The sequence below is a fragment of the Candidimonas sp. SYP-B2681 genome (assembly GCF_003971065.1).
GTDB lineage: Bacteria > Pseudomonadota > Gammaproteobacteria > Burkholderiales > Burkholderiaceae_B > Pollutimonas.
On sequence record NZ_RYDV01000001.1, the window covers coordinates 880,675 to 904,075 of the forward strand.

Consider the following 23,401-nt stretch of genomic DNA (forward strand, 5'->3'; position numbering starts at 1 on the left):
TAATTTTCTCCGGAGCCAACTATGAGCCAATACCAAATTGCAGTGATTATCGGCAGCCTTCGTAAAGATTCGTATAACCGCAAGTTAGCTAACGCCTTAGTCAAGCTGGCACCGCCCGAGTTCTCCTTCAAACAATTGGAGATTGGCGATTTGCCCCTGTATAACCAGGACGACGATGCCAATCAGGCCCCATCGGTTCAACGGCTCAAAAGCGAAATCTCGGCATCGCAAGGCCTCCTATTTGTCACGCCAGAATACAACCGCTCCATTCCCGGCGTATTGAAGAACGCGCTTGACAATGCATCCCGACCTTATGGCCATAGCGCTTGGGCAGGCAAACCAGCCGGCGTCATTGGCGCATCGGTCGGAACTATTGGCACTGCTGTGGCACAACAAAACCTGCGCACCATCCTTGCCTATCTTGACGTTCCCACACTGGGGCAGCCTGAAGCATTCATCCATGCGAAGGAAGGTTTGTTTGACGATGCCGGAAACATTGGTGGCGGTAGCAGAGAATTTCTGCAGGGCTGGATGGATGCGTATGTTGCCTGGGTACAAAAGCATGCATAAGATTTTCAAGTCGGCAACTGCACTCGCCCGGAGGTTGCATCCAAGTAAAGTCGGCTAACGCCGGCGCCAGTTACACGATCAACATCAAAACTGTTCAAAGTGATCAAAATACCGCTCCGTGATCTCTTCATGGCTGGTCACATCACGAACGCGGGCGCCCGGCGGCCCCACATGCAACCATGACAGCATTCTATCCACCTGGTCGTGGGGACCTTGAAGCAACGCTTCGACGGACCCGTCGTCGGCATTACGGACCCAACCCGTCACGCCTATCAGGTGAGCATGGCGCACGGTGGCAATGCGAAAGCCCACTCCCTGCACGCGGCCCGTTATTTTTACCCGGATCGTGTCCATGTGCTTATCGCGATGTAGCTTTTTCATAGGTATGAACCCGTTATTAGCGACCGTAATTATGGCACGTACACTGCTCAGGAATTATTGTTGAACAGGCTGGCTTGAGCCGCAGGTTCTGGGTGAGCACGTTTTTGTGCCGGGGCTTTTGTACGATAGAGGTTAAGTGCGGTATTAATGATACCCACATGGCTGAACGCCTGGGGAAAGTTGCCCAGCATGCGACGCTCATGTGGATCGTATTGCTCGGCCAGCAAACCGACATCGTTGCACAAACTGGCCAGGCGTTCGAATAGCGCGCGCGCATCGTCGTCGCGTCCCAACAGCACGTATACGTCCGCCAACCAGAAAGAACATACCAGAAAGGTCCCTTCCCCTGGAGGCAGGCCATCCAGTCGCGCCTCGCTGTCGTAACGCAATAGCAAACCGTCGCGCATAAGGCGTTTTTCAATCGCTGCCACGGTTCCCAATACGCGTGGGTCTTCGGGAGGCAAGAACCCTGTTAAGGCTATTTGCAATAGACTCGCGTCCAGACATGTAGAACCGTAATGCTGCACAAAGCTGCCCAGTTCCGCATTGAATCCCTGGGCGCAAACCTCGGCATGAATCTCATCGGCAATGCGTCGGCAATTGTCTGAAAACTCGCGGCCGTTTTTCATTGATCCTGCCACAATGGATATACGGTCAAATGCGACCCAAGCCATCACCTTTGAATGAGTAAAATGCTGTTTGGCCGCACGAATTTCCCAGATTCCTTCATCGGGTTCCCGCCAGGCTTTTTCAAGAAATGGAACGATAACCTCGGCGATGGCTTCGATGCGTGGATGGGGTGGCAAATGGCCCTCAATTGCCTGTGCCATGGCGTCGGCCACCTCGCCATATACGTCGAGCTGGGTCTGTTTCGCCGCAGCGTTTCCTATGCGGACTGGCTGCGAATTTTCGTAACCCGGCAGCCAAGGCAGTTCGTATTCCGGTAATCGGCGTTCCCCGCCCAGACCGTACATGATTTGCATTTGATCTGCATTGCCCGCCACAGATCTTGAAAGCCAGTCCCGCCACGACCGCGCCTCTTCGAAATAGCCCAGGCTCATGAACGCGAGCAAGGTCATGGTCGCATCGCGCAGCCAACAATAGCGATAATCCCAGTTGCGTTGGCCGCCCAATTTTTCAGGCAGCGAGGTGGTTACTGCGGCCACAATACCGCCCGTAGGCAGATAGGTGAGCGCCTTCAGGGTCAGAAGCGATCGCTTTACCAGCCCGGACCATCGGCCGACATCTGGACATCGACTGGAGAATTCGTGCCAGAAGTATTCGGTTTCAGCGAGTGCCGCCGCAGCATCGAAAGGGTCCGCCACCCTTTCATGTGAGGGTTGGTGCGAAAGCGTAAAGAGCTGATGCTCGCCTTCCGTCACCGTGAAGCTGGAGGTGGTTTTCTCGCCGTGTCCTTCAAGGGGAGTCGCGCAGCGCAATACCAACAGTTCGGGTCCCGCCACGGCGGTCAATGTTTGGGTGTGATGCGTTTCTACCCAAGGAACGCTGCGCCCGTAGTCGAAACGAATAAGCAGGTCCATATCGAAACGCACCACCCCCTTTAGCCCCACCACCATCCGGACCACGCTTGAATGGGTAAAAGTGGAAGGCATGAAATCGATAAGGGTCGCAACGCCATCGTCAGTGGTGAACGTCGTTTCAAGGATCAACGTGCCGTCACGATACGCCCGGGTAATATTGCGCACTGGTGCAGCAGGGGCTATTTGCCAGCGACCATTCTCAGGAGTCCCCAACAACGCGGCAAAACAGGCACCGGCATCGAAGCGGGGAAAACACAGCCAGTCTATAGAACCTTCTTTAGAGACCAGCGCGGCCGTTCGACAATTTCCTATCAAGGCGTAGTCTTCGATCCGGGTTGCCATAACTATCCATGTAAAATGACGCTGCCCTGAGTAGCAGGGTTTCTGAACAGCTAAATCGCCAGGTTGACCGTGTTTCTTGATTTAGATCAAGCCACGTATTACTGTGTCTTCTAATATAAAGCAGCCGCCTCTGTTATGCCACTCATGCAGCACAGACGCGTTGCTCAAATAACTCCCAATGAGGCATCCATGAGAACAATACTTATACCGGTAGACGGGTCTGAATCATCCACTCGCGCTGTCAAAGCTGCCATCAACGCTACCAACGAATTCGGTGGTGCCACTTTGCATTTGCTGACGGTGCATCCCCCTATCGTTTCGGGGAACGTCAAACGCTTCTTTTCTCCTGAAGCCCTCAATGATTACTATCAGGACGAAGGCCGCAACGCACTGCTTCCCGCCAAGGCCCTGCTAGACGAAGCTGGCCTGCCGTATACCGAGGAAGTCGCAGTGGGCCATGTGGCGCCAACCATTGCCGAGTACGCAAAGAAGAAAGAATGCGACTTCATCATCATGGGTACGCGCGGCCTTGGTTCAGTTGCCGGATTCGTCGTAGGATCTGTCGCCACCAAGGTTCTTAGCCTGGTCGACATACCTGTAACGTTGATCAAATAAGCAATATCCCAGCGTTGGTCTGCTGAATGCGCAGTCAGGCCGGTGCGGGGTTATGCCAACCGCCATAGTCGGCGACAAGGTCATCCGCCTTGCCTGGACCCCAGCTGCCCGGCCGGTATGGCACCGTTTTATGGTGATCGCGCAATACCGCATCAAGCACGGTCCAGGCGGCCTCAATCGCTTTTTCACTGGTAAACAATGCTCTGTCTCCGGTCAGGGCGTCTGCCAGCAAACGGCTATAGGGCATATCGTCAGTCCCTTCCACATCAAGAAGGAACAGCTCGCGTTGCTCGCCAACGAACTCCTTGCCAGAACGCTTGACCCTCGCCGCCAAGGCCACCGCCGATCTAGGCGACAAGCGAAAACGAATATAGTTTGCCCGTTCGTCAACGGGTCTGGAATCAGTGAATAGCTGCTGTGGCGGCGCTTTAAGCTGCACCAGCACCTCGGCAGCATCTTGAGCCAGGTATTTACCTGAGCGCAATAACCACGGCACACCCGCCCACCGCCACGAATCAATAAACAAACGCAGCGCACAATAGGTCTCCACATCCGAGCTCTGACTCACATGCGGTTCATGCCGATATCCCTCGTATTGCCCACGCACAAGGTCGTCCGCCTGGACTTGCCGCATGGCTTGAAAGACCTTGGCTTTTTCGGCATGAACCGCTGCATATCCTTGATAAGCAGGCGGCTCCATCGCCAGCAAGGCGACGATCTGAAATAAATGGTTCTGTATAACGTCGCGCAAGCATCCTGCACTTTCGTAGAATGCCCCGCGATTGCCCACGCCAAACGTTTCAGATAGCGTGATTTGCACACTCTCCACATGGTCTCGATTCCAGATGGGCTCGAGAAACGAATTGGCAAAGCGGAAATAAAGAATGTTCATGATCGCTTCCTTGCCCAGAAAGTGATCGATGCGAAAGATAGCGTCTTCAGGAAAAACCGAGCAGGCTATCGCGTTAAGCTGGCGTGCCGACGCCAAGTCGCGGCCAAAGGGTTTCTCGACTATTACCCGTGCGCCAGAGGCCAGCCCGGAAGCGGACAGACTCTGAATGACGGTGGAAAACAAGGACGGAGGTATGGCCAGGTAATGCACCGGGTGAAGTGCCCCGCCCAGGGCCTGCTTTAAACGGGCGTAGGTCTGAGGATCGGTATAGTCGCCACTTACATAGCGGGTAAGTTCGAGTAAACGATCGAATGCGGATTTGTCGTCGATCTTCCCGGCTTGGCAGATGCTTTGAGCTATACGTTTTCGCAATTGCGCCCTTGTCAACTCCGATGAAGCTACGCCCACGACCGGAACCCTGAGCGTACCGTTTTTGACCATGTCATACAGTGATGGAAAGATTTTCCGGTAAGCGAGATCACCGGTCATGCCAAACAACACCAAAGCATCCGATTTGGCCGGGTTCGGGTCGGTTTGCGTCACGCTATGGCGCCTCCTTTTGGTTTCTCGATGTGGCCGCCGAATTGTTTTCTCATGGCCGACAAAACACGATTGGCGTAGTCCGCATTCCCACGAGACTCGAACCGTGAAAAGAGCGCAGCACTGAGCACCGGTGTGGGAACACCTTGATCGACTGCGGCAGCCAAGGCCCAGCGCCCTTCTCCTGAATCGGACACATGGCCGGTATAGTTGTCGAGCTCAGGATTTCCCTGCAACGCTTGTGCGGTCAAATCCAGAAGCCATGAACCAATTACGCTACCGCGCCGCCATAGTTCGGTAATTTCGGGCACATCAAGGTCGTATTGATAATGCTCAGGGTTGCGCAACGGCGTGGTTTCAGCATCGGCGCTGCGACTGTGCTGGCCAATATTGGCCTTATGCAAAATATTAAGGCCCTCTGCGTAGGCGGCCATAATTCCGTACTCGATACCGTTATGTATCATTTTGACGAAATGGCCAGCGCCATGTGCGCCACAGTGCAGGTAACCGAGATCTGCCGTGCTAGCGGTTCGTCCATAGGTAAGAGGCGCTGTATCGGGCCCCGGAGCCAAGGCGGCAAAAATAGGCTCAAGATACGTAAAGGTATCGTGCTCGCCACCTATCATCAAACAATACCCGCGCTCAAGGCCCGCTACGCCGCCGCTGGTTCCAATATCAAGGTAGTGTATGCCTTTTGTTTCGAGGACCCGAGCACGGCGAATATCATCGTGGTACGACGAATTGCCGCCATCAATCACGATATCGCCCTCGTCAAGCAAGGGCGCGAGATTGTCCAATACACCGTCAACCACTGCGGCCGGTACCATCAGCCATATGGCCCTTGGCTGGGGCAGGCTCGCCACTAGGTCTTCGAGCTTCGCGCAGGCGATGGCGCCCATGTCAGTCAGCGTCTCGGCTGCCGCCGCATGGCTGTCGTATACCGCGCACTGATGCCCTTTTTTCAATAAGCGCTGCACCATATTACTGCCCATTCGACCCAAACCCACCATCCCGATCTGCATTACATTTCTCCAAAAGCTGAAACCTTACCCTATAAGGCGCCGCAACAATCTGCTGTCTTGGGGATTACGTCTTCTTGCCCATCAACGACGACAATAAATCGACCGGTATAGGAAATACCAGCGTCGAGCTTTTATCGCCCGCCACCTGCGTCAAGGTTTGCAAGTAACGCAGCTGCATTGCCGACGGTTGCGTCGCTAGGATTTCAGCAGCCTCCATGAGTGATTGTGCAGCTTGCTTTTCACCTTCGGCATGAATCACTTTGGCACGACGCTCACGTTCGGCCTCAGCTTGCCGTGCAATGGCACGAACCATATTTTCGTTCAGGTCTATGTGCTTGATCTCGACATTCGTGACTTTGATTCCCCACGAATCCGTTTGAGCATCGAGAATTTGTTGTATATCGAGATTCAGCTTCTCACGTTCTGACAGCATTTCATCCAATTCATGCTTGCCAAGCACAGCACGCAAAGTCGTCTGCGCCAACTGGCTTGTGGCTTCAAGGTAGCGTTCGACCTGGATAATGGCCTTATCAGGTGCGACCACACGAAAATAGAGCACAGCGTTAACCTTTACCGACACGTTATCGCGCGATATAACGTCCTGGCTGGGGACGTCCATGGTTACGACGCGAAGATCCACGCGCACCATTTGCTGGATGACTGGAATCACAAATATCAAGCCCGGACCCTTTACCTTGGTGAATCTACCAAGTGTGAAGATAACTCCTCGCTGATATTCGCGCAGAATCTTGATGGCATTGAATACCACCAGAAACAACACAACCAGAATAACGCCCAGGACAATATTGAAGCTGTAAAACATGGTGAGCCCCCCATTAATATCGCGTGATAGCAGCCGGCCCGCTGCGGGTTACCTGCAAAATCAGACCGTCCATAGCGACGACGCGTATGCGGTCCCCGGGCGACAACGGTTCGTTGCACCGAACGCGCCAGCTTTCACCATGCATCTCTGCGTATATCATTCCGTCGACAACGCTGCTGACAACGCCGTCCATGCCCAGCATCTCTTCGCGCCCGCTAACCACTTTATGTTTATGGGCACGAGCCGCCACTGTGCCTATCAACATAATAAGAAGCGCGCTGGAAATGGCAAAACCAATCAGAAAAGGAATCGACAAGTCGAACTGCGGTATGCCGGTGTCCGTGAGGAATAGCCCGCCCAAGATAAAGGCAATGACGCCGCCTATGCCGAGCATGCCGAAACTGGGCAGGAATGCTTCGGCGATCATCATGCCGGTGCCCGCCGCCATAAGCGCCACGCCTGCCCAATTGACGGGCAGTAGTTGAAAAGCGTACAGGCCCAGTAACAGACAAATCAACCCCGCTACACCTGGCAAAGCGATCCCGGGGCTCGTCAGTTCAAAAAATAAACCATAAATTCCGATCATCATCAAGACGATTGCCACCTGCGGATTGGCCAATAGGGCTAGGATTTCGGTACGCCAGTCCGGCACAATCTGGACGATCTCTGAGTTAGCGGTATTCAAGCTAACCGTTGTGCCGTTGTCCAGCCGAACCGATCGGCCGTCCAGTTTCTGTAGCAGTTCATCGATATTCACCGCAATGATATCAATGGCACCAGCTTTCAGTGCTTCGTTAGCGGACAGACTAGTGGCCTCCAGGACCGCTTTCTCGGCAAACTCCGCATTTCGTCCTCGCAGTTGGGCGAGGCTACGAATGTAAGCCGCTGCGTCGTTCGTGACTTTCTGGGTCATGGTGTCGCCTGCGGCTTTCTTGCCGGAATCCGAGTCTGGTTTATCGGTTGGGTCTCGTATCCCTATCGAAACGGGCGATGCAGCCCCCAGATTACTAGCTGGGGTCATGGCTGCTATATGGCTGGCATAAAGAATAAATGTCCCGGCACTTGCTGCGCGCGCGCCTCCCGGGCTGACAAAGGTCGCAACAGGAACGGGAGACGCCAATATTTGCCTGATAATGGAACGCATTGAAGTATCCAGGCCGCCAGGAGTATCCAGCTGAATGATCACCAGGCCGGCGTCTTGTTCAGCGGCCTGCTTCAGACTTCGGGTCAGAAAATCAGAAGTCGCTGGACTGATGATGCCATCGACTTCCACGACGATGACCTTTGAAGTTGCAGCGATCGCCGGACTGAAGGGTTGCACCAAACAACATAAGAAGCCCAGAAGTACGCTGTAAGCGAACCATCCTGCTTTGGTCATGTCGGCCTCCTTTGACAGAACGCCCCCGTAACAGCGCCCGAGTTTGCCTTTTAGCGTGCATGCATAAGCCATCCGGAGCCAACTTTTAAGGCCGCGGTCACGCTACGCTGCACATAAAGTTCAGTATAGGCCGTTTATTTCCTCTGCCAAGATCAAGGCATGATTATGATCCGGATCTTTAGCAGCATAGATAAGGGTAATGGGTTGCCCTTGAGCCGCTTCAATCAGTTCCATCATGCGCCGTCTTTGTTCCGGCGTGCTGAGTTCTACCTGATAGCTCTCGCGAAATTTTTTCCAATTCTCTGCCTTGTGCCCGAACCATTTGCGCAAAGGCGGACTCGGCGCAAGGTCTTTACTCCACTCGTCGAAGGTCAATTCGTTCTTTGCTATCCCGCGCGGCCACAACCTGTCAACGAAGACCCGATAGCCGTCGCCTGCATCGGCTTTTTCGTATGCACGCTTGGTACGTACATCTCTCGGCCTGGATTTAGGATGTGGACTCATGGCGATCCTCCGAGCTTGCTTAAAAGACTGTCGGTGCTGCGGGCCGATTATGCGGGATGCGTCATATCAATCGGGACAATCCAGGCGTCATATTCTTCGGGAGTGACGTATCCCAGAGCCAGGGCCGCCACCCGCAAACTGGTTTGTTCTTTCTGAGCCTTTTTCGCAATGGCAGCTGCTTTGTCGTAACCAATATGGCGATTCAAGGCAGTGACCAGCATTAGATTCTTGTCCAGGTTCTCCGCGATTCGCGAGGTGTTCGGTTCTATCCCCGCAGCACAATGGTCGTTGAAGGCCAGGCATGCATCGCTTAGTAGCTCGATACTCTCGAGCACATTGTGAACCATCACAGGCTTATAAACATTCAGCTGAAAGTTTCCTTGTGTACCGGCGAATGCCGTAGCGGCATCGTTACCGAACACCTGCACACATACCATGGTCAGCGCCTCGCATTGGGTAGGATTCACCTTGCCAGGCATGATGGACGAGCCCGGTTCGTTGTCGGGTATGGTTAACTCTCCGATGCCACAACGCGGCCCGCTGGCCAGCCATCTGACATCGTTGGCCATCTTCATAAGCGCGCCGGCGAGGGTGCGCAGCGAGGCCGATAAATTAACCAGCGCATCATGAGCAGATAAGGCAAAAAATTTGTTTTCAGCGGATCTGAACGGTAAACCGGTAATCTGCGCAATACGTGCCGCAGCAATCTCGCCAAATCGCGGATGCGAATTCAACCCGGTGCCCACAGCTGTGCCGCCGATGGCAAGGTCGTATATTCCCGGCAGGTCGGCCTGAATTCCATCCAGCGCAAAATCAATCTGGGCCACCCAAGATCCTATCTCCTGACCCAGCGTAATAGGAGTGGCGTCCTGCAAATGGGTGCGGCCGGTTTTGACAACATCGGCAAACTTTTCGGCCTTATCGGCCAAGGTGATTCGCAACTGGCCCACCGAGGGAAACAGCTTTCGCGAAAGCTGTTGCGCCACCGCAATGTGCATGGCGGTGGGAAAGGTGTCGTTAGAAGATTGGCTACGATTGACATGATCGTTGGGATGCACTGGTGTCTTGCTGCCCAGCGTGCCACCAGCCAGCTCGATGGCTCGGTTGGCAATCACCTCGTTCGCATTCATGTTTGATTGAGTGCCGGATCCGGTCTGGAAAACCACCAGGGGAAACTCATCGTCAAGTTTGCCGTCAATTACTTCGTCGGCCGCTTCAGCGATAAGCAGAGCGATATTGTCAGGCAGTTCGTCGAGCTCACTATTTGCCAGCGCAGCAGCTTTCTTTAAGATGCCCAGGGCACTGATCATGGGCGGCTGCCACTTGAAACGCGAGACTCCGATAGGAAAGTTCTGGATCGAACGCTGGGTTTGCGCCCCCCAATAACGCGAGGCTGGAACATCGATTTCGCCCATGGAATCGGACTCGATGCGGGTCTCCGCCATAACTCACTCCTTAAGCGTGCTTCATGAAAAGCAAAGTCAGGACTTGAACCACAACTATACGCCCGTCGGTGACGGCGGGCATAGGTGCTAAAAACGTGACGACCACACTTTGGCGACGTCCAGCATGCGATTGGCAAAGCCCCACTCGTTATCAAACCACACAAACAAGTTAGCGAAACCATCTCCATTGGTGCGCGTCTGGCTGCCATCGATAATGGCGGAATGCGGATTATGGTTGAAGTCTACCGACGCATGGGGATTATTTGAATAGGCGAGTAAGCCGGGATAGCGATTGGTGGACTCGATCAGCAATGCGTTTAATTCTTTTACCGCCACATCCTGCCCCAGCTTAACCATAAGATCGATGGCTGAAACATTCAGTATAGGCACCCGTATCGCTTTGGCCTGGATCTTACCCGCTAGTTCTGGCATCAGCCGTTCCACGCCTTGAGCCAACCCCGTAGCCACGGGTACGATCGACTGCATCGCCGACCGGGTCCGGCGTAAATCGGCATGATGATAGCCATCGATCAGCGGTTGGTCGTTCATGACCGAATGCAGTGTGGTCAGGAATGCATGTTCTATGCCATAGGCCTCGTGCAGGGCGGTCAATACTGGAATAATGGCATTTGTTGTGCATGACGCGTTCGAGACAATCAGTTCCCTGCCCGAAATACCGACATCGTTTATGCCAAACACCACCGTGAAATCAACATCTTGTGCGCTATTTCCCGGTTGCGAAACCAGAACCCTTGGGCAGCCGGCAGCAATGAAACGCTGGATATCTTCCCGTGCACTATATTGGCCCGAACATTCAAGCAATATGTCGAGGTTCAGGCTCGTCCAGTCAACCTCCTCGGGATTGCGCGCGTGGCTGACTTGAATTGTTTTGCCATTCACAAGTAGACAATCGGCGCCCTGCTCGACTTTGCCGGGGAAAATCCCATGTGTAGAATCGAACTGCGAAAGATAGGCCATCGTCGCAAGGTCGGCAGGTTCATTGATAGCTACTATCTGGAAATGGTCCTTCAGGGGAGACTCGTAGAGGGCCCGCAAGACACAACGGCCGATGCGGCCATAGCCGTTGATGGCAAGACGAATCGGACGGCTCATGTAACGCACTCAATCAGTAAAAGGAATCATCCATAACTGTACTACGTTCTATGATGCCGACCGCTGGAAAAACGAAGACTACATAGTGGGCATGATGAACTCATTGCCCTTGCTGATGTTCTCAGGCCAACGCTGCATGATGGATTTCTGCCTGGTGTAAAAGCGCACCCCCTCTTCCCCATATGAATGCATATCGCCAAACAAGCTGCGCTTCCAACCCCCAAACCCATGCCAGGACATTGGCACCGGTATAGGCACGTTCACGCCGACCATACCAACTTGTATCCGGCGCGCGAACTCCCGCGCCGTATGACCGTCGCTGGTAAAACACGATACGCCATTGCCAAACTCATGACGGTTGACCAGGTCGACCGCCGCACCCAAATGATTAACATGAACGCATACCAGGACCGGACCAAAAATTTCCTCTTTATAGATCGTCATATCCGGCGAAACCTTGTCGAAAAGCGTTCCTCCTATGTAGTATCCATTTTCATGCCCATCGACCTTATAACCCCGGCCGTCTACCAATAGTTCTGCGCCCTGTTCGACGCCGCTGGCAATGTAGTTCTCGATGCGTGCCAAGGCATCCTTGGTAACCACCGGCCCCATTTCAGCACCCAGATTCATGCCATCCTTGATCTTCAGCGCACGGGTGCGCTGCTCCAGCAAGGGGATAATTTTCTTGCCGACGTCGCCCACCAGGACCGCCACTGAAATTGCCATGCACCGTTCGCCGGCCGAGCCGTAAGCGGCACCCACCAGCGCATCCACCGTGCGTTCAATATCGGCATCTGGCATGATGATCATATGGTTCTTCGCCCCTCCAAGGGCTTGAACACGTTTACCAAAGTGAGCGCCGCGCTCGTAAATATACTGCGCGATCGGGGTCGATCCGACAAAGCTCAGTGCCGCAACGTCGGGGTGCTCAAGCAGCCTGTCCACCACGACTTTGTCGCCCTGCACCACGTTGAAAATGCCGTCGGGCAAGCCAGCCTGTTTGAACAACTGCGCGAGAAGGATAGATACACTGGGGTCGCGTTCGCTGGGCTTTAGGATAAAGCTATTCCCGGCAGCAATGGCAACCGGAAACATCCAGCATGGCACCATGCATGGAAAGTTGAATGGTGTGATTCCCGCGACAACGCCCAACGGCTGGCGCATGGTCCAGTTGTCGATGCCGTTTGCGACCTGCTCGGTGTAATCACCTTTCAACAACGAAGGAATGCCGCAGGCAAACTCGATGATATCTATACCGCGGGCAACTTCGCCTTGGGCATCGGTGAAAACCTTTCCGTGTTCAGCGGTGATCATAGCGGCCAAGGTATCGGCGTTCTCGTTCATCAAGCGCAGAAACTGGTTCATGATACGTGCGCGGCGTATTGGCGCTGTATCAGCCCATGCCTGCGACGCCGCCTTGGCTGACGCCACCGCGGCGTCTACATCTTGTGCATTCGACAAAATAACTTGCCGCGCCACTTGACCCGTGGACGGATTGAATACGTCCTGGCGACGTTGACCGCTAGAAGCGACCACCTGGCCGTTAATGAAGTTGGCGACATCTGCGTTATCGATATAGGCCGCCTGTGTACTGCCCGCGCCTTCAGTGAAGCTTCCGCTATTTTGGTCTTTCATCATTATCTCTTTCAATATGGAGGTGAATGAAAAAAGTATAGGCAGTAGCGCGATACCCTACAAGAACGGGCCGCTCGATACATTGTTTAATATAATAAACAATCCAGGTTTTAATAAGGGGCGCCACCGATGAACGATTTCAAGAAAGAACTGATGTGGTCGCATATTTTCTGGCTTGGCATGCTGGGCGACAGCGGCAGCTACACTGCAGCCGCACGACGGCTTGGCGTCAGCAAAGGAGCCGTAAGCCTGCGCATCGCTGAACTCGAACACGTTTGCGGAATCGCTTTAGTCCAGCGCACAACCCGCAGCGTGCGCCTTACAGAAGCCGGTAGAACTCTCGTCGATAGCACCCGGCACGCCTTTGCCGCTATTGAGCAAGGCTTTGAAAGCATACGCGATTTGGCTGAAGTTCCCCGAGGCGCGGTTCGCGTGACGGCTCCTGTCGCGTTGGGGCGCCAGAAGATCATTCCCTTGATCGGCAAATTTCTGGTCGAATGTCCCGATGTTCGAGTGGAAATCGAGCTATCGGATCATTTGAGCTCGCTGGCGCAAGAAGGATTCGACCTTGCAATAAGGCATACCACCAATGTCCCCGAAACCCACGTTGCCTGGCTGCTGCGTCCATCGCGCACGCTACTGGTGGCGACTCCGTCTTATCTTGAAAAACACGGCACCCCCCACACCCCAGACGACCTTGCCCGGCATAATTGCCTTTACTACTTGCGGTCAGCGGCTGCGCCGGCCTGGAGCTTTACACCACTCAAGCGTGACAGTGAACGATATAGCGTCGCCATAAAGGGAAATTTCAGCGCCAATAATAGCGAGGCATTGCGCGAGCTGGTCATGGCTGACCAAGGAATAGCATTGCTCCCGGATTTCACTGCACACGACGATGTCGACGCCGGACACTTAAGCCAATTATTACCAAACTGGACACCGGTAGGGGCATTCGGGAATGCCATTTACGCGATTCGACCCTATAGCGCATATGTACCACGATCGGTCAGGGCATTTGTCGAGCACCTGAAAGTCGAACTCAGGCTTAAAACGTAATCGAGAACCCGCCATCAACCACGAGAATATGGCCATTCACATACGAGGCCGAAGGTGACGCCAGAAAGACTGCGGCCCCCGAGATTTCGTCTGGTTTAGCCCAACGCCCCAAGGGATTTCGCCCGATGACAATAGGGCCTTTGATTGGGTCGCTCGCCAGCGCAGCGTTGGTTTCAGTGGCGAAGGTTCCGGGCGCTATGCCATTGCTGGTAATGCCGCAGGGGCCGTACTCGACAGCCAGTGCCCGTATCATGCCGCTCAGACCTTGCTTGGCGATTGGATAAATAGCGTCGCCCGGCCTGGCCAGCTCCCCCGCTATGGAGGTAATGGCGATAAGACGCCCCTTTATTTTAGAGCGAATCATTGCGCGGGCGGCCAACTTGGACATCTGGACCGCCGCAATCAAGTCCACGTTCATCAGTTCCAGAATGTCATCCAGCGTTGCTTCAGCAAGCGTCTTGCGTATGCGTATTCCAACGTTATTAACAATAATGTCCGGCGTTCCTACTTCCTGACACAGCTTTTCAAATGCTGCTTCTTGGTCTTTAAGCCGGCCTATATCCTGCACGTAGGAATAAGCGCTGTGTCCTTGGTTTTCTACTATTTTCACCGCCCTCGCGACACGATCCGAATCCCGACCATTGATTATCACCCGGGCTCCGCTGGCGGCGTAGGCCTGTGCAATCGTCCACCCCAAGCCTTGGGTTGAACCGGTAATAAGTGCCAGTTTGCCCTTCAGCGAAAAATCAGGTGCGGCATATGAATTCATGAATAATCGGCTTCTATCGAGGACGTCGTCAACGGATTTACTGGCCTGCCCGACAGCCATAGACGGCAACAATCACTGGCGCGTTGGCGCAGATACTCAGGTGTCTTTTCATAGGCCTGCTCAAGCGTCAAAGGACCGGGGACCAAACTAAATGCAGCCGTAATACCTGCGTTATATAAGGCCTGATATCCGTCGCCCAGCGACCCGACTATAGCGATAACCGGAATTTCGTATCGAGCGGCACAGCGGGCCACGCCGGCCGGCGTCTTTCCCAACAAGGTTTGAGCATCCATGCGGCCTTCTCCGGTAAATACCAGTTCAGCCGCTTTCATGGCGTCCGCCAGCCCGGAGAGCTCAGCGATGAGATCGACACCGGGGCGAAATCTGGCATTCATGCATGTTTTCACCGCAAATCCCAAACCGCCGGCGGCCCCCATGCCTGGTGTTTCTTTTTCATCTTTATGCAGCTGCTCGGCGCAAACCTGAGCGAATCGTGCAAGAGCGGCATCCAACAGCGTTACCTCGTGGGGTGACGCGCCTTTTTGCGGGCCAAAGATAGCTGAAGCTCCACGAGGCCCACACAAAGGATTATCGACATCGACAGCAATTTCAAACTGAACGTCATTCACCCGAGTGTCGAGATTATCGAGCGATATACGTGCCAACTGCGCGAGCGCTGCCCCGCCTAAGGGCAGCTCGTTGCCATCAGCATCGCGCAAATTCGCTCCGAGCGCCTGGATCAAGCCAGCGCCTGCATCGTTGGTTGCGCTGCCGCCCAGCCCCAGTACGATATGGTTAGCGCCTGCATCCAAAGCCTGGGAAATCAGTTGGCCTACGCCGTAGCTGGTGGCCTGCAATGGTTTCCGCGAAGCCGGAGGGATTTGTTCCAAGCCTGCTGCCTCAGCCATTTCTATGAATGCCTTGCCATCACCGAGCCAGGCCCAACTAGCTTCGCAAGCTTGGTTGTTGGCGTTTTGCACACGAGCCACGCGTCGCTCGCCACCGGTTGCGGCCAGGACTGCATCAAGCGAACCTTCACCGCCATCCGCCATCGGCACACAAACAATATCAGCATCTGGAATGACATCGCGAACTCCGCAAGCGATCGCTGCGGCAACATCCGACGCACTGAGACTTTCTTTAAATGAATCCGGAGCAATAACGATACGCATAGTTCAACAACCTCGATACACAGGAAATAAGTAAGCTGGAGACGTTTAAAGCTTTTTCGTTGGCACCTATTCGGCATTCCGGGCGGCCACGACGTTACGTGGCGAACCGCTGTAGTAGGCCTCGATATTGTCGATTAACTGATCGGCGAGCCCTTGCACCGCCTCGTCACTGGCCCAAGCTACATGGGGCGTCAAGATGAAGTTCGGCATATCCAGTAGCTGCACCAATGGATGGTTATTGTCAGGCGGTTCTGGTGTCGTTACATCGAAGCCGGCTCCGCCTATCTGGCCTGACCGTAAAGCCTGGGCCAGCGCCGCTTCATTCACCAGTCCACCCCGAGCAGTATTAATCAGGATTGGCTTACGCTTCATTTGTGCGAATTCGTGTGTGCTGATCAAATCGCGAGTTTGCTCGTTCAACGGGCAATGCATAGTAATGACATCGCTTGTAGCCAAGAGTTGTTCAAAGGGCGTATAAGGATCACCAGGAAGAGCTTCGCCTTTACGACCCGCAAATAACACCTTCATTCCCAAGGCACGACCGATTGCTCCCACCGCTTGTCCCAACGTCCCGCGGCCGACAATCCCCAAGGTGGATCCGGCCAGATCCTTGATCGGAAAATCGAAATAGCAAAATTGTTGCGCGTCATACCAGCGTCCAGCCTTGACGGATTCTCGGTACGCCACAATATTTCGGCGCAAAGCGAAGATAAGTGCGAATACGTGTTCCGGCACGGTGGTGACGGCATAGCCCTGTATATTCGAGACCACGATTCCCTTTTTTGCACACGCTGACAAATCGACGTTATCGGTGCCGGTAGCCGCCACCGCCACCATTTTCAATTGAGCGGCATGGTCGAGGGCTTCTTGCCGCAATGGCACCTTATTCGTAACAACAATATCGGCATCGGCGATGCGTGCTGCGACCTGATCCCGGCTGGTACGACCGTACACGCTCAGCTCATGCTCGAACGACAGCGAGGGCAAAGCGGTCTGTGGAGAAATGGTTTCGCGATCCAGAAATACCACTTGCAACGGGCGTGCAGCCATAAGACATCCTTAAAATTCTATTGAAGATTCAGTGGAACGATGTATCCGATATAGTAATAGGATTCCTTGCCTTGAACGAATAATCTGACGCAGTTCGCCCTACAGGATTTTCATCTATGTTGATAGACCGATTGAAGCGCTTCATTCCGCACTCGCTGCATCTTAACCACCCTGCCGCAAGCGCCAGTGTATTGCCCAAAAAATACCCGGTAAGCGACTTCTTTCGTAACCCCGACCGCGGCTTTTTCCGCCTATCTGACGACGGGGCCATGTTGGGATTCATGGAACCCGTCAGTATCAACGGACAAGCGGCGCGCATGAATGTGTTCGTGCAGGCATTGGAAGGCAGTACCCCTGTTGGCCAGGCCAAGCGCCTTACTGAAGAAACGGAAAGGGATATCAGCCAGTTCTTTTGGAAAGGCTCAAATTCCATCATTTATGAAAAAGATTTCAAGGGCGACGAAAACTTTCATGTCCTGACAGTCAATGCGGCAACGGGTCGGCTTACGGACCTGACTCCATTTTCAGAGGTACGCGCCAGCATCGAAGATGACCTGCCCGATGATCCCGACCACATACTGATCAGTCATAACCAGCGTAACCCCGAAGTCTTTGACGTCTACCGGGCGAATATTCATACCGGAGACCTGTCGCTTGTGGCCGAAAACCCGGGCAATATTGTCGGTTGGCAAACCGATCACCAAGGCCACGTACGTGCCGCCATAGCGAGCGACGGGCTGCACACCACGCTGCTGTTTCGCGAGACTGAAAACGATGACTTCCGCCCCCTGATTACCACCGATTTCCGCACGGTGGTTAGCCCCGAATTTTTCACCTTCGATAACCGCTCTATCTACGCGTTAAGCAATCGAGGGCGAGATTGCCTGGCCCTTGTCACAATTGATCCTGACGAGCCTGAAGTCGAAAAGCTGGTGTACAACGTCGATAGAATAGATTTGGATGGTGCAGGATATTCGCGCTTGCGTAAGGTCTTGACCGTAGCGGTATTCCAGACCGAAAAGCCCAAATACCATTTTTTTGATAAGGTCAGCGCCGATCGTTTTGAGCGTCTGAACGAAAAGCTGCCCGGCTATGAAATTTCTTTGCAAAGCCACACTCGTGATGAAACGAAGTTTATCGTTGCTGCCTACAACGACCGCACACCGGGCACTCGTTATATTTATGATGCGGTCAACAATACGTTGGATAAGCTGGCTGACATTAATCCCGCGCTACGGGAAGATGACATGGCTTTTGTGCAACCCATTCAATATCAGTCCCGCGACGGATTAACCATCAACGGCTACCTAACGCTACCGCTGGCCCGCAGCCCCGTAAACTTGCCATGCATTGTGAACCCTCACGGCGGGCCGTGGCTGCGAGACAGTTGGGGGTTTAATCCTGAAGCCCAATTTCTGGCCAATCGGGGCTATTGTGTTCTGCAGATGAATTTCCGCGGCTCTACGGGTTATGGCCGGAAATTTTGGGAGGCAAGTTTCGGCCAATGGGGTCTGGACATGCAGAACGACATTACTGACGGAGTTACATGGCTCATTGAACAAGGCATCGCCGATCCTGACCGAATTGCCATTTACGGCGGAAGTTACGGGGGCTACGCTGCCCTGGCCGGCATTGCTTACACACCGGATCTCTATGCGGCCGCAGTAGACTATGTAGGGGTATCCAATTTGCTTACGTTTATGAACACGATCCCCCCTTACTGGAAGCCCATGCTTACCAAGATGTACACGATGGTCGGGGATCCTTCGGTCGATAACGAAAGGCTCGTGGCCACATCCCCGGCTTTGCATGCCGACAAGATAAAAGCTCCATTATTTATTGCCCAAGGGGCGAATGACCCCCGCGTCAACAAAGCTGAAAGCGATCAGATGGTAGCCGCTCTACGATCGCGCGGTGTCGACGTAGAATATATGGTCAAGGATGACGAAGGGCATGGCTTTCATAACGACGAAAACAAACTTGAATTCTACGAACGCACCGAGGCTTTCCTTAGCCAGCATCTTCGACCTTGAGCCCTTGTTTCTATCGGTATTTGCGGCGAGATCCGCCATCTTATGTTCACGGAGAGATAAACAATGAAGTTATATTATTTGCCCGGCGCCTGCCCGCTAGCTTCACACATCGTCCTGGAATGGACGGCCACACCTTACGAACTTCAACAGGTCAGCCGTACCGAGCTTAAAGAACCGGCCTTTCTGGCAATGAATCCGCTTGGTGCCGTGCCGGTCCTGATCGACGGGGACCTCACCCTCACACAAAGCGCTGCCATTCTCGAGTACCTGGCGGAAACACATCCAGACGCCAAGTTGCTGCCTGAAACGCCGCGCGAACGAGCCGAAGTTCGCCGCTGGCTTGGGTTCTGCAATGCCGATCTCCACCGCACTTTCGGGATGTTATTCAGCGTGGGCTACTACACCGACAATGCCGAATTTCAGGGGCAGCTGGTGTCGAAGGCAGCCGCAAAACTGGTGCAAATGTTCGATATCGCCGACAAGCAACTTGAGGGCAAAGAATGGATCGCAGGGGCACGCTCTATCGTCGATCCTTACCTCTATACCCTGTTGCGCTGGGCAAAGGCCAAAAAACTTGACATTGCTTCCATGAAGAACCTGGAGGCTTTTTTTATTCGTATGGAGGCTGATCCAGGGGTACAAGCGGCCGTTAAGGCGCAGGGACTTTCCTGACCCATATTGCAGTCGCCCTGCCCAGGTCCCCACTACCAAAAAAAGACCACCCAGTCCATTCTGAACCGCAGCTCATAAGTTGGGCACCTGTCCAACTTCTTGGCGTCAGTTCATTCGTCGGTGGTCTTTTTTTTCGGGCAAGCTAAAGCCAATACTTGGTTCAGGCACCCAAGTAAGCTTTGCGCACCTGGTCGTTGATCAAAAGGTTGGCCCCGGTATCGGCCAGAACAACCTTACCGGTTTCCAATACATAGCCGCGATCCGCCACCTGAAGGGCCTTATTAGCGTTCTGTTCTACCAGGAAAACCGTGACACCTTGTTCGCGGATTGTTCGGATAATTTCAAAGATTTGCGTAATGATTAGCGGCGCCAGACCCAGCGTGGGCTCATCAAGCAATAGCAGCTTTGGCTTGGTCATTAACGCGCGCCCAATAGCGAGCATTTGCTGCTCGCCTCCCGACATGGTGCCCGCACGCTGGTTTGAACGTTCCTTCAAACGGGGAAATAAGGTATACACGTGGTCGAGCGCGTCATCGATTTCCCGTGCACTTAGGAAAAAGCCGCCCATCTTCAGATTTTCGACCACAGTCAGTTCAGGAAAGACACGACGACCTTCTGGCGAAATTGCAATTCCCCGACGCATGATGGTGTGCGTTACTTCGTGGGTAATGTCTTCACCCTCGAAAGATACAGTTCCACTCCGAGCACGCGGCGACCCGCAGACTGTCATGAGCAATGTGGTTTTCCCTGCACCGTTGGCGCCGATCAGCGTAACGATTTCCCCTTTGTTGACCTCGACAGAAACATCATTAAGCGCTTCTATAGCACCATAAAAAGTATGAATATTTTGGAGCTTAAGCACTTATTCTTCCCCCAGATAAGCTTTAATGACACGAGGGTCGACACGAACTTCCGCCGGCAGTCCAGTAGTAATGGGTTTGCCGTGCTCCATAACCAGAATGCGATCTGAAACCCCCATCACCAGGCTCATATCATGTTCAATCAACAATACTGCGACGTCGAATTCCTTTCGCAGTTGGTCAATTAACTTTTGCAAATCGCGCTTTTCCTGGGGATTAAGCCCTGCGGCGGGTTCGTCAAGCATCAACAGGCGCGGTCGCGTGATCATGCACCGAGCAATTTCAAGACGGCGCTGGTGACCGTAAGCCAGGTTACCCGCTTCGCGGTTGGCATACTGGCGAATACCCATGAAGTCCAGCCAATCGGCGGCACGCTGCAACGCTTCCTGCTCTGATTTACGGTACGACGGAACCTTGAATAAGCCTTGCAATAAACCGGTTTCAATATGGGTATGCTGAGCCACCAGCAGATTTTCGAGAACCGTAAGATTCTTAAACAACCTTACGTTCTGAAAGGTGCGTACCAGCCCCTGTTGAGCAACCTTATGACTTGGCATGCCATTGATCGGCTTGCCGTCCATAACAATGCCGCCGGATGAGGGCTTATAAAAGCCGCCGACACAGTTGAAGACAGTCGTCTTGCCGGCGCCGTTAGGCCCGATAATGGCGAAGACTTCATCGCGCTTCACATCGAAGGTAACGTTGTCTACCGCCAGCAACCCCCCAAACCGCATTGTAAGATCGGACACCTTCAGCAATACCGCGCTCATGCCTTCAACTCCACCTGAGGACGTTTAACAGGCAATAATCCTTGCGGCCGCCACATCATCATTAACACCATCACCAATCCAAAGATCAACATCCTATATTCGGCGAATTCGCGCGCGATTTCTGGCACGACGGTCAAGATAATGGCAGCCAGAATCACACCCACCTGCGAGCCCATTCCGCCCAGTACAACAATGGCCAGAATCAGTGCGGACTCCATGAAGGTAAAGGATTCGGGATTTACCAAACCCTGCCTGGCGGCAAAGAATGCCCCGCCCAGGCCAGCGAACATGGCCCCCATGGTAAAGGCAGACAATTTAATTCGGGTCGGATTCAACCCCAACGAGCGACAAGCGATTTCATCTTCGCGCAAGGCTTCCCAGGCACGGCCTATGGGCATGCGAATGACACGGTTCGAGACATACAAAGCCAATATCGCCAGGCATAGCGCCATCAAGTACAGGAAAACAATGACGTCCTGGTTGGAAAATTCCCAACCCACCAGTTGGTGGAACGTTGTTTGACCTTCGGGCGCACGCCTTAGCATGGGAAAGCCAAATACCGTTGGCTTGGGTATTCCAGATATGCCGTCAGGACCGTTCGTTAGAAAGGACATGTTAATAAGCAGCAGGCGAATAATTTCACCAAACCCCAGGGTAACGATGGCCAGATAATCGCCCCGCAAGCGTAAAACAGGGAACCCCAGAACAAAACCGAACAATGCCGACATGGCACCAGCCAAAGGCAGCGCCTGCCAAAAACCCCAACCTGCCCAGTAATACAGTAAGGCGTAGGTATAGGCGCCCACCGCGTAAAAGCCCACAAATCCGAGATCCAGCAGGCCCGCAAAACCGACCACAATATTCAGGCCCAGGCCCAGCATGACGTAGATAAGTACAAGAGTGGCGATATCGACTTGCCCGCGCCCGATAAAAAAAGGAAAAATCAACGCTATCGCGATCAACAGGAAAATAAGCGCCCGCCGAACAGGGTCAGTAAGGACCGGCAAGGCGCGTTTGGTTCGTTGGCCAGCAAACATCCGGGCGAACAACGGCCTGATGAAAGCCTGGAAAATGAATACGATGGCCATGCCGCCAATAATCATGTCCCATTCCGGCTCGAGATGGGTGACCATCCCCTGGCGCACAATTTGTAAACCGAATATCGGCGCGATAATTACCCCAGCCATGAAGGCTGCGATAAGCGCGTTTTTTACGGTGGTGCCCATTAGACTTTTTCCACTTCAGGTTTGCCAAGCAGGCCAGTCGGGCGGAACAACAAAATAAACACCAACAGGCCGAATGCGACGATGTCCTTGTATTGCGACGAAATATAGGCGGCCGCAAACGTTTCGGCCAAACCCAGCAGTACCCCGCCGAGCATCGCGCCGGGTATGCTGCCTATGCCGCCAAGCACGGCGGCCGTAAACGCCTTGATGCCGGCGAGAAAACCGATGAATGGATTTAGCTTTCCAATGGCCAAAGCAATGAGCACGCCCCCTACCGCCGCCAACATGGCGCCAATAATAAAAGTGAAAGAAATGATCCGATTGGTATCAATACCCAATAGATTCGCCATTCGCAGATCTTGGGAACATGCGCGTGAAGCACGCCCGAGGCGGGAATACTTGATAAACAAGGTAAGCGCGATCATCAGCAACACCGTTACTACGATGATCATGATGCGGGAGTATGGGGCGGTTACTACGAAATCGGTGCCAAGCTTAAACTGGAATGAACCTGTCACCAAAGCCGGCACCGCCATATCGCGGGCACCTTGACCTATGGCGACCCAGTTCTGCAGGAATATAGACATGCCGATCGCTGAAATTAGCGGCACTAAGCGCGGCCCGCCGCGCAATGGGGCGTACGCCACTTTCTCGGTTGCATAGCCGTAAACACCCGTGACCAGCACCGCAACAAGCAGCATGATCAGTATGATTACCGGTAAAGGCAAACCACTGTTTACCCCAATGGCTGATAAGGTGACAAGGCCAACATAAGCCCCAATCATGTAAATTTCACCGTGCGCGAAATTGATCATGCCGATGATTCCATAGACCATCGTGTAACCAATAGCTATGAGCGCATAGATCGCACCCAGCGACAGACCGTTGAAAAGCTGTTGCGTAAGTTGGGGTAAGAGCTCAGACATAAAACGGGTGTTCCGGTTGGCCAGCCTGGGCAACGCACACAAACCGACCGTGGAAGAGAAAGAAGT

Annotated in this window: 22 protein-coding genes; 5 read left to right on the forward strand and 17 right to left on the reverse strand. The window is 53.7% G+C overall.

What is annotated here, in order from left to right; translation table 11 throughout:
- The first annotated feature begins 21 nt into the window (after positions 1-21).
- Positions 22-570, forward strand: a complete 549-nt coding sequence (locus EKL30_RS04210; RefSeq protein WP_126705885.1) for an NADPH-dependent FMN reductase — start codon at positions 22-24, stop codon at positions 568-570.
- A gap of 84 nt (positions 571-654) precedes the next feature.
- On the opposite strand, the gene EKL30_RS04215 is transcribed toward EKL30_RS04210, so the two are convergent.
- Both EKL30_RS04215 and EKL30_RS04220 read right to left on the reverse strand, forming a co-directional pair.
- Positions 655-951 carry an acylphosphatase gene (locus EKL30_RS04215; protein ID WP_126705886.1) on the reverse strand — a complete coding sequence of 99 codons (297 nt, stop codon included), beginning with the start codon at positions 949-951 and terminating at the stop codon, positions 655-657.
- A gap of 47 nt (positions 952-998) precedes the next feature.
- Positions 999-2,834, reverse strand: coding sequence for a glycoside hydrolase family 15 protein (locus EKL30_RS04220; RefSeq protein WP_126705887.1), 1,836 nt, complete (start codon positions 2,832-2,834; stop codon positions 999-1,001).
- A 189-nt stretch (positions 2,835-3,023) separates the two neighbouring features.
- On the opposite strand from EKL30_RS04220, the gene EKL30_RS04225 reads away from it, so the two are divergent.
- The gene (locus EKL30_RS04225) at positions 3,024-3,449 is read left to right on the forward strand and encodes a universal stress protein (RefSeq protein WP_126705888.1); all 426 of its coding nucleotides are present in this window, start codon (positions 3,024-3,026) and stop codon (positions 3,447-3,449) included.
- Between the two features lie 34 nt (positions 3,450-3,483).
- Here EKL30_RS04225 and zwf read toward each other — a convergent pair whose 3' ends face one another.
- From zwf to EKL30_RS04265, 8 genes are all read right to left on the reverse strand, one after another.
- Entirely contained in the window at positions 3,484-4,884 is a 1,401-nt protein-coding gene (gene zwf / locus EKL30_RS04230; RefSeq protein ID WP_233582719.1) for a glucose-6-phosphate dehydrogenase, read from the reverse strand.
- Entirely contained in the window at positions 4,881-5,903 is a 1,023-nt protein-coding gene (gnd, locus tag EKL30_RS04235) for a phosphogluconate dehydrogenase (NAD(+)-dependent, decarboxylating) (protein ID WP_126705889.1), read from the reverse strand. Before gnd ends, zwf begins: the two co-directional genes overlap by 4 nt.
- Before the next feature lie 64 nt (positions 5,904-5,967).
- Positions 5,968-6,726 (reverse strand): slipin family protein, encoded by a 759-nt coding sequence (locus EKL30_RS04240; RefSeq protein WP_126705890.1) that lies wholly within the window; start codon positions 6,724-6,726, stop codon positions 5,968-5,970.
- A gap of 13 nt (positions 6,727-6,739) precedes the next feature.
- Positions 6,740-8,104 (reverse strand): nodulation protein NfeD, encoded by a 1,365-nt coding sequence (locus EKL30_RS04245; RefSeq protein WP_126705891.1) that lies wholly within the window; start codon positions 8,102-8,104, stop codon positions 6,740-6,742.
- A 120-nt stretch (positions 8,105-8,224) separates the two neighbouring features.
- Positions 8,225-8,608 (reverse strand): DUF488 domain-containing protein, encoded by a 384-nt coding sequence (locus tag EKL30_RS04250; RefSeq protein ID WP_126705892.1) that lies wholly within the window; start codon positions 8,606-8,608, stop codon positions 8,225-8,227.
- A gap of 47 nt (positions 8,609-8,655) precedes the next feature.
- The gene (gene fumC, locus EKL30_RS04255; protein ID WP_126705893.1) at positions 8,656-10,053 is read right to left on the reverse strand and encodes a class II fumarate hydratase; all 1,398 of its coding nucleotides are present in this window, start codon (positions 10,051-10,053) and stop codon (positions 8,656-8,658) included.
- 87 nt (positions 10,054-10,140) lie between these two features.
- Complete coding sequence (locus EKL30_RS04260) at positions 10,141-11,166, reverse strand: type I glyceraldehyde-3-phosphate dehydrogenase (RefSeq protein ID WP_126705894.1); 1,026 nt, start codon at positions 11,164-11,166, stop codon at positions 10,141-10,143.
- Between the two features lie 78 nt (positions 11,167-11,244).
- Positions 11,245-12,801, reverse strand: a complete 1,557-nt coding sequence (locus tag EKL30_RS04265; protein ID WP_126706041.1) for a CoA-acylating methylmalonate-semialdehyde dehydrogenase — start codon at positions 12,799-12,801, stop codon at positions 11,245-11,247.
- A gap of 129 nt (positions 12,802-12,930) precedes the next feature.
- On the opposite strand from EKL30_RS04265, the gene EKL30_RS04270 reads away from it, so the two are divergent.
- Positions 12,931-13,857, forward strand: a complete 927-nt coding sequence (locus EKL30_RS04270) for a LysR family transcriptional regulator (protein ID WP_126705895.1) — start codon at positions 12,931-12,933, stop codon at positions 13,855-13,857.
- On the opposite strand, the gene EKL30_RS04275 is transcribed toward EKL30_RS04270, so the two are convergent.
- The 3 genes from EKL30_RS04275 to EKL30_RS04285 form a co-directional block, all read right to left on the reverse strand.
- Positions 13,847-14,626, reverse strand: a complete 780-nt coding sequence (locus EKL30_RS04275; protein ID WP_126705896.1) for an SDR family oxidoreductase — start codon at positions 14,624-14,626, stop codon at positions 13,847-13,849. The two genes, EKL30_RS04270 and EKL30_RS04275, sit on opposite strands and share 11 nt — an antisense overlap.
- Entirely contained in the window at positions 14,623-15,798 is a 1,176-nt protein-coding gene (locus EKL30_RS04280) for a glycerate kinase (protein ID WP_126705897.1), read from the reverse strand. Before EKL30_RS04280 ends, EKL30_RS04275 begins: the two co-directional genes overlap by 4 nt.
- A 66-nt stretch (positions 15,799-15,864) precedes the next feature.
- Positions 15,865-16,848, reverse strand: a complete 984-nt coding sequence (locus tag EKL30_RS04285) for a D-2-hydroxyacid dehydrogenase (protein ID WP_126705898.1) — start codon at positions 16,846-16,848, stop codon at positions 15,865-15,867.
- Between the two features lie 116 nt (positions 16,849-16,964).
- Here EKL30_RS04285 and EKL30_RS04290 point away from each other — a divergent pair, with 116 nt between their 5' ends.
- Positions 16,965-18,881 carry a S9 family peptidase gene (locus EKL30_RS04290; protein ID WP_126705899.1) on the forward strand — a complete coding sequence of 639 codons (1,917 nt, stop codon included), beginning with the start codon at positions 16,965-16,967 and terminating at the stop codon, positions 18,879-18,881.
- Positions 18,882-18,944: 63 nt separating this feature from the next.
- The gene (locus EKL30_RS04295) at positions 18,945-19,553 is read left to right on the forward strand and encodes a glutathione S-transferase family protein (RefSeq protein WP_126705900.1); all 609 of its coding nucleotides are present in this window, start codon (positions 18,945-18,947) and stop codon (positions 19,551-19,553) included.
- A 160-nt stretch (positions 19,554-19,713) separates the two neighbouring features.
- On the opposite strand, the gene EKL30_RS04300 is transcribed toward EKL30_RS04295, so the two are convergent.
- Genes EKL30_RS04300 through livH form a run of 4 tightly spaced genes read right to left on the reverse strand, consistent with a single transcriptional unit; the run spans position 19,714 to position 23,335 of the window.
- Positions 19,714-20,415: an ABC transporter ATP-binding protein gene (locus tag EKL30_RS04300; protein WP_126705901.1), complete on the reverse strand. Its 702-nt coding sequence runs from the start codon at positions 20,413-20,415 to the stop codon at positions 19,714-19,716.
- Positions 20,416-21,183, reverse strand: coding sequence for a high-affinity branched-chain amino acid ABC transporter ATP-binding protein LivG (gene livG, locus EKL30_RS04305; protein ID WP_126705902.1), 768 nt, complete (start codon positions 21,181-21,183; stop codon positions 20,416-20,418).
- Positions 21,180-22,409, reverse strand: a complete 1,230-nt coding sequence (locus tag EKL30_RS04310; protein WP_126705903.1) for a high-affinity branched-chain amino acid ABC transporter permease LivM — start codon at positions 22,407-22,409, stop codon at positions 21,180-21,182. Before EKL30_RS04310 ends, livG begins: the two co-directional genes overlap by 4 nt.
- Positions 22,409-23,335, reverse strand: coding sequence for a high-affinity branched-chain amino acid ABC transporter permease LivH (livH, locus tag EKL30_RS04315; RefSeq protein ID WP_126705904.1), 927 nt, complete (start codon positions 23,333-23,335; stop codon positions 22,409-22,411). The genes EKL30_RS04310 and livH overlap by 1 nt, the downstream gene beginning before the upstream one ends.
- Positions 23,336-23,401: the final 66 nt, after the last annotated feature.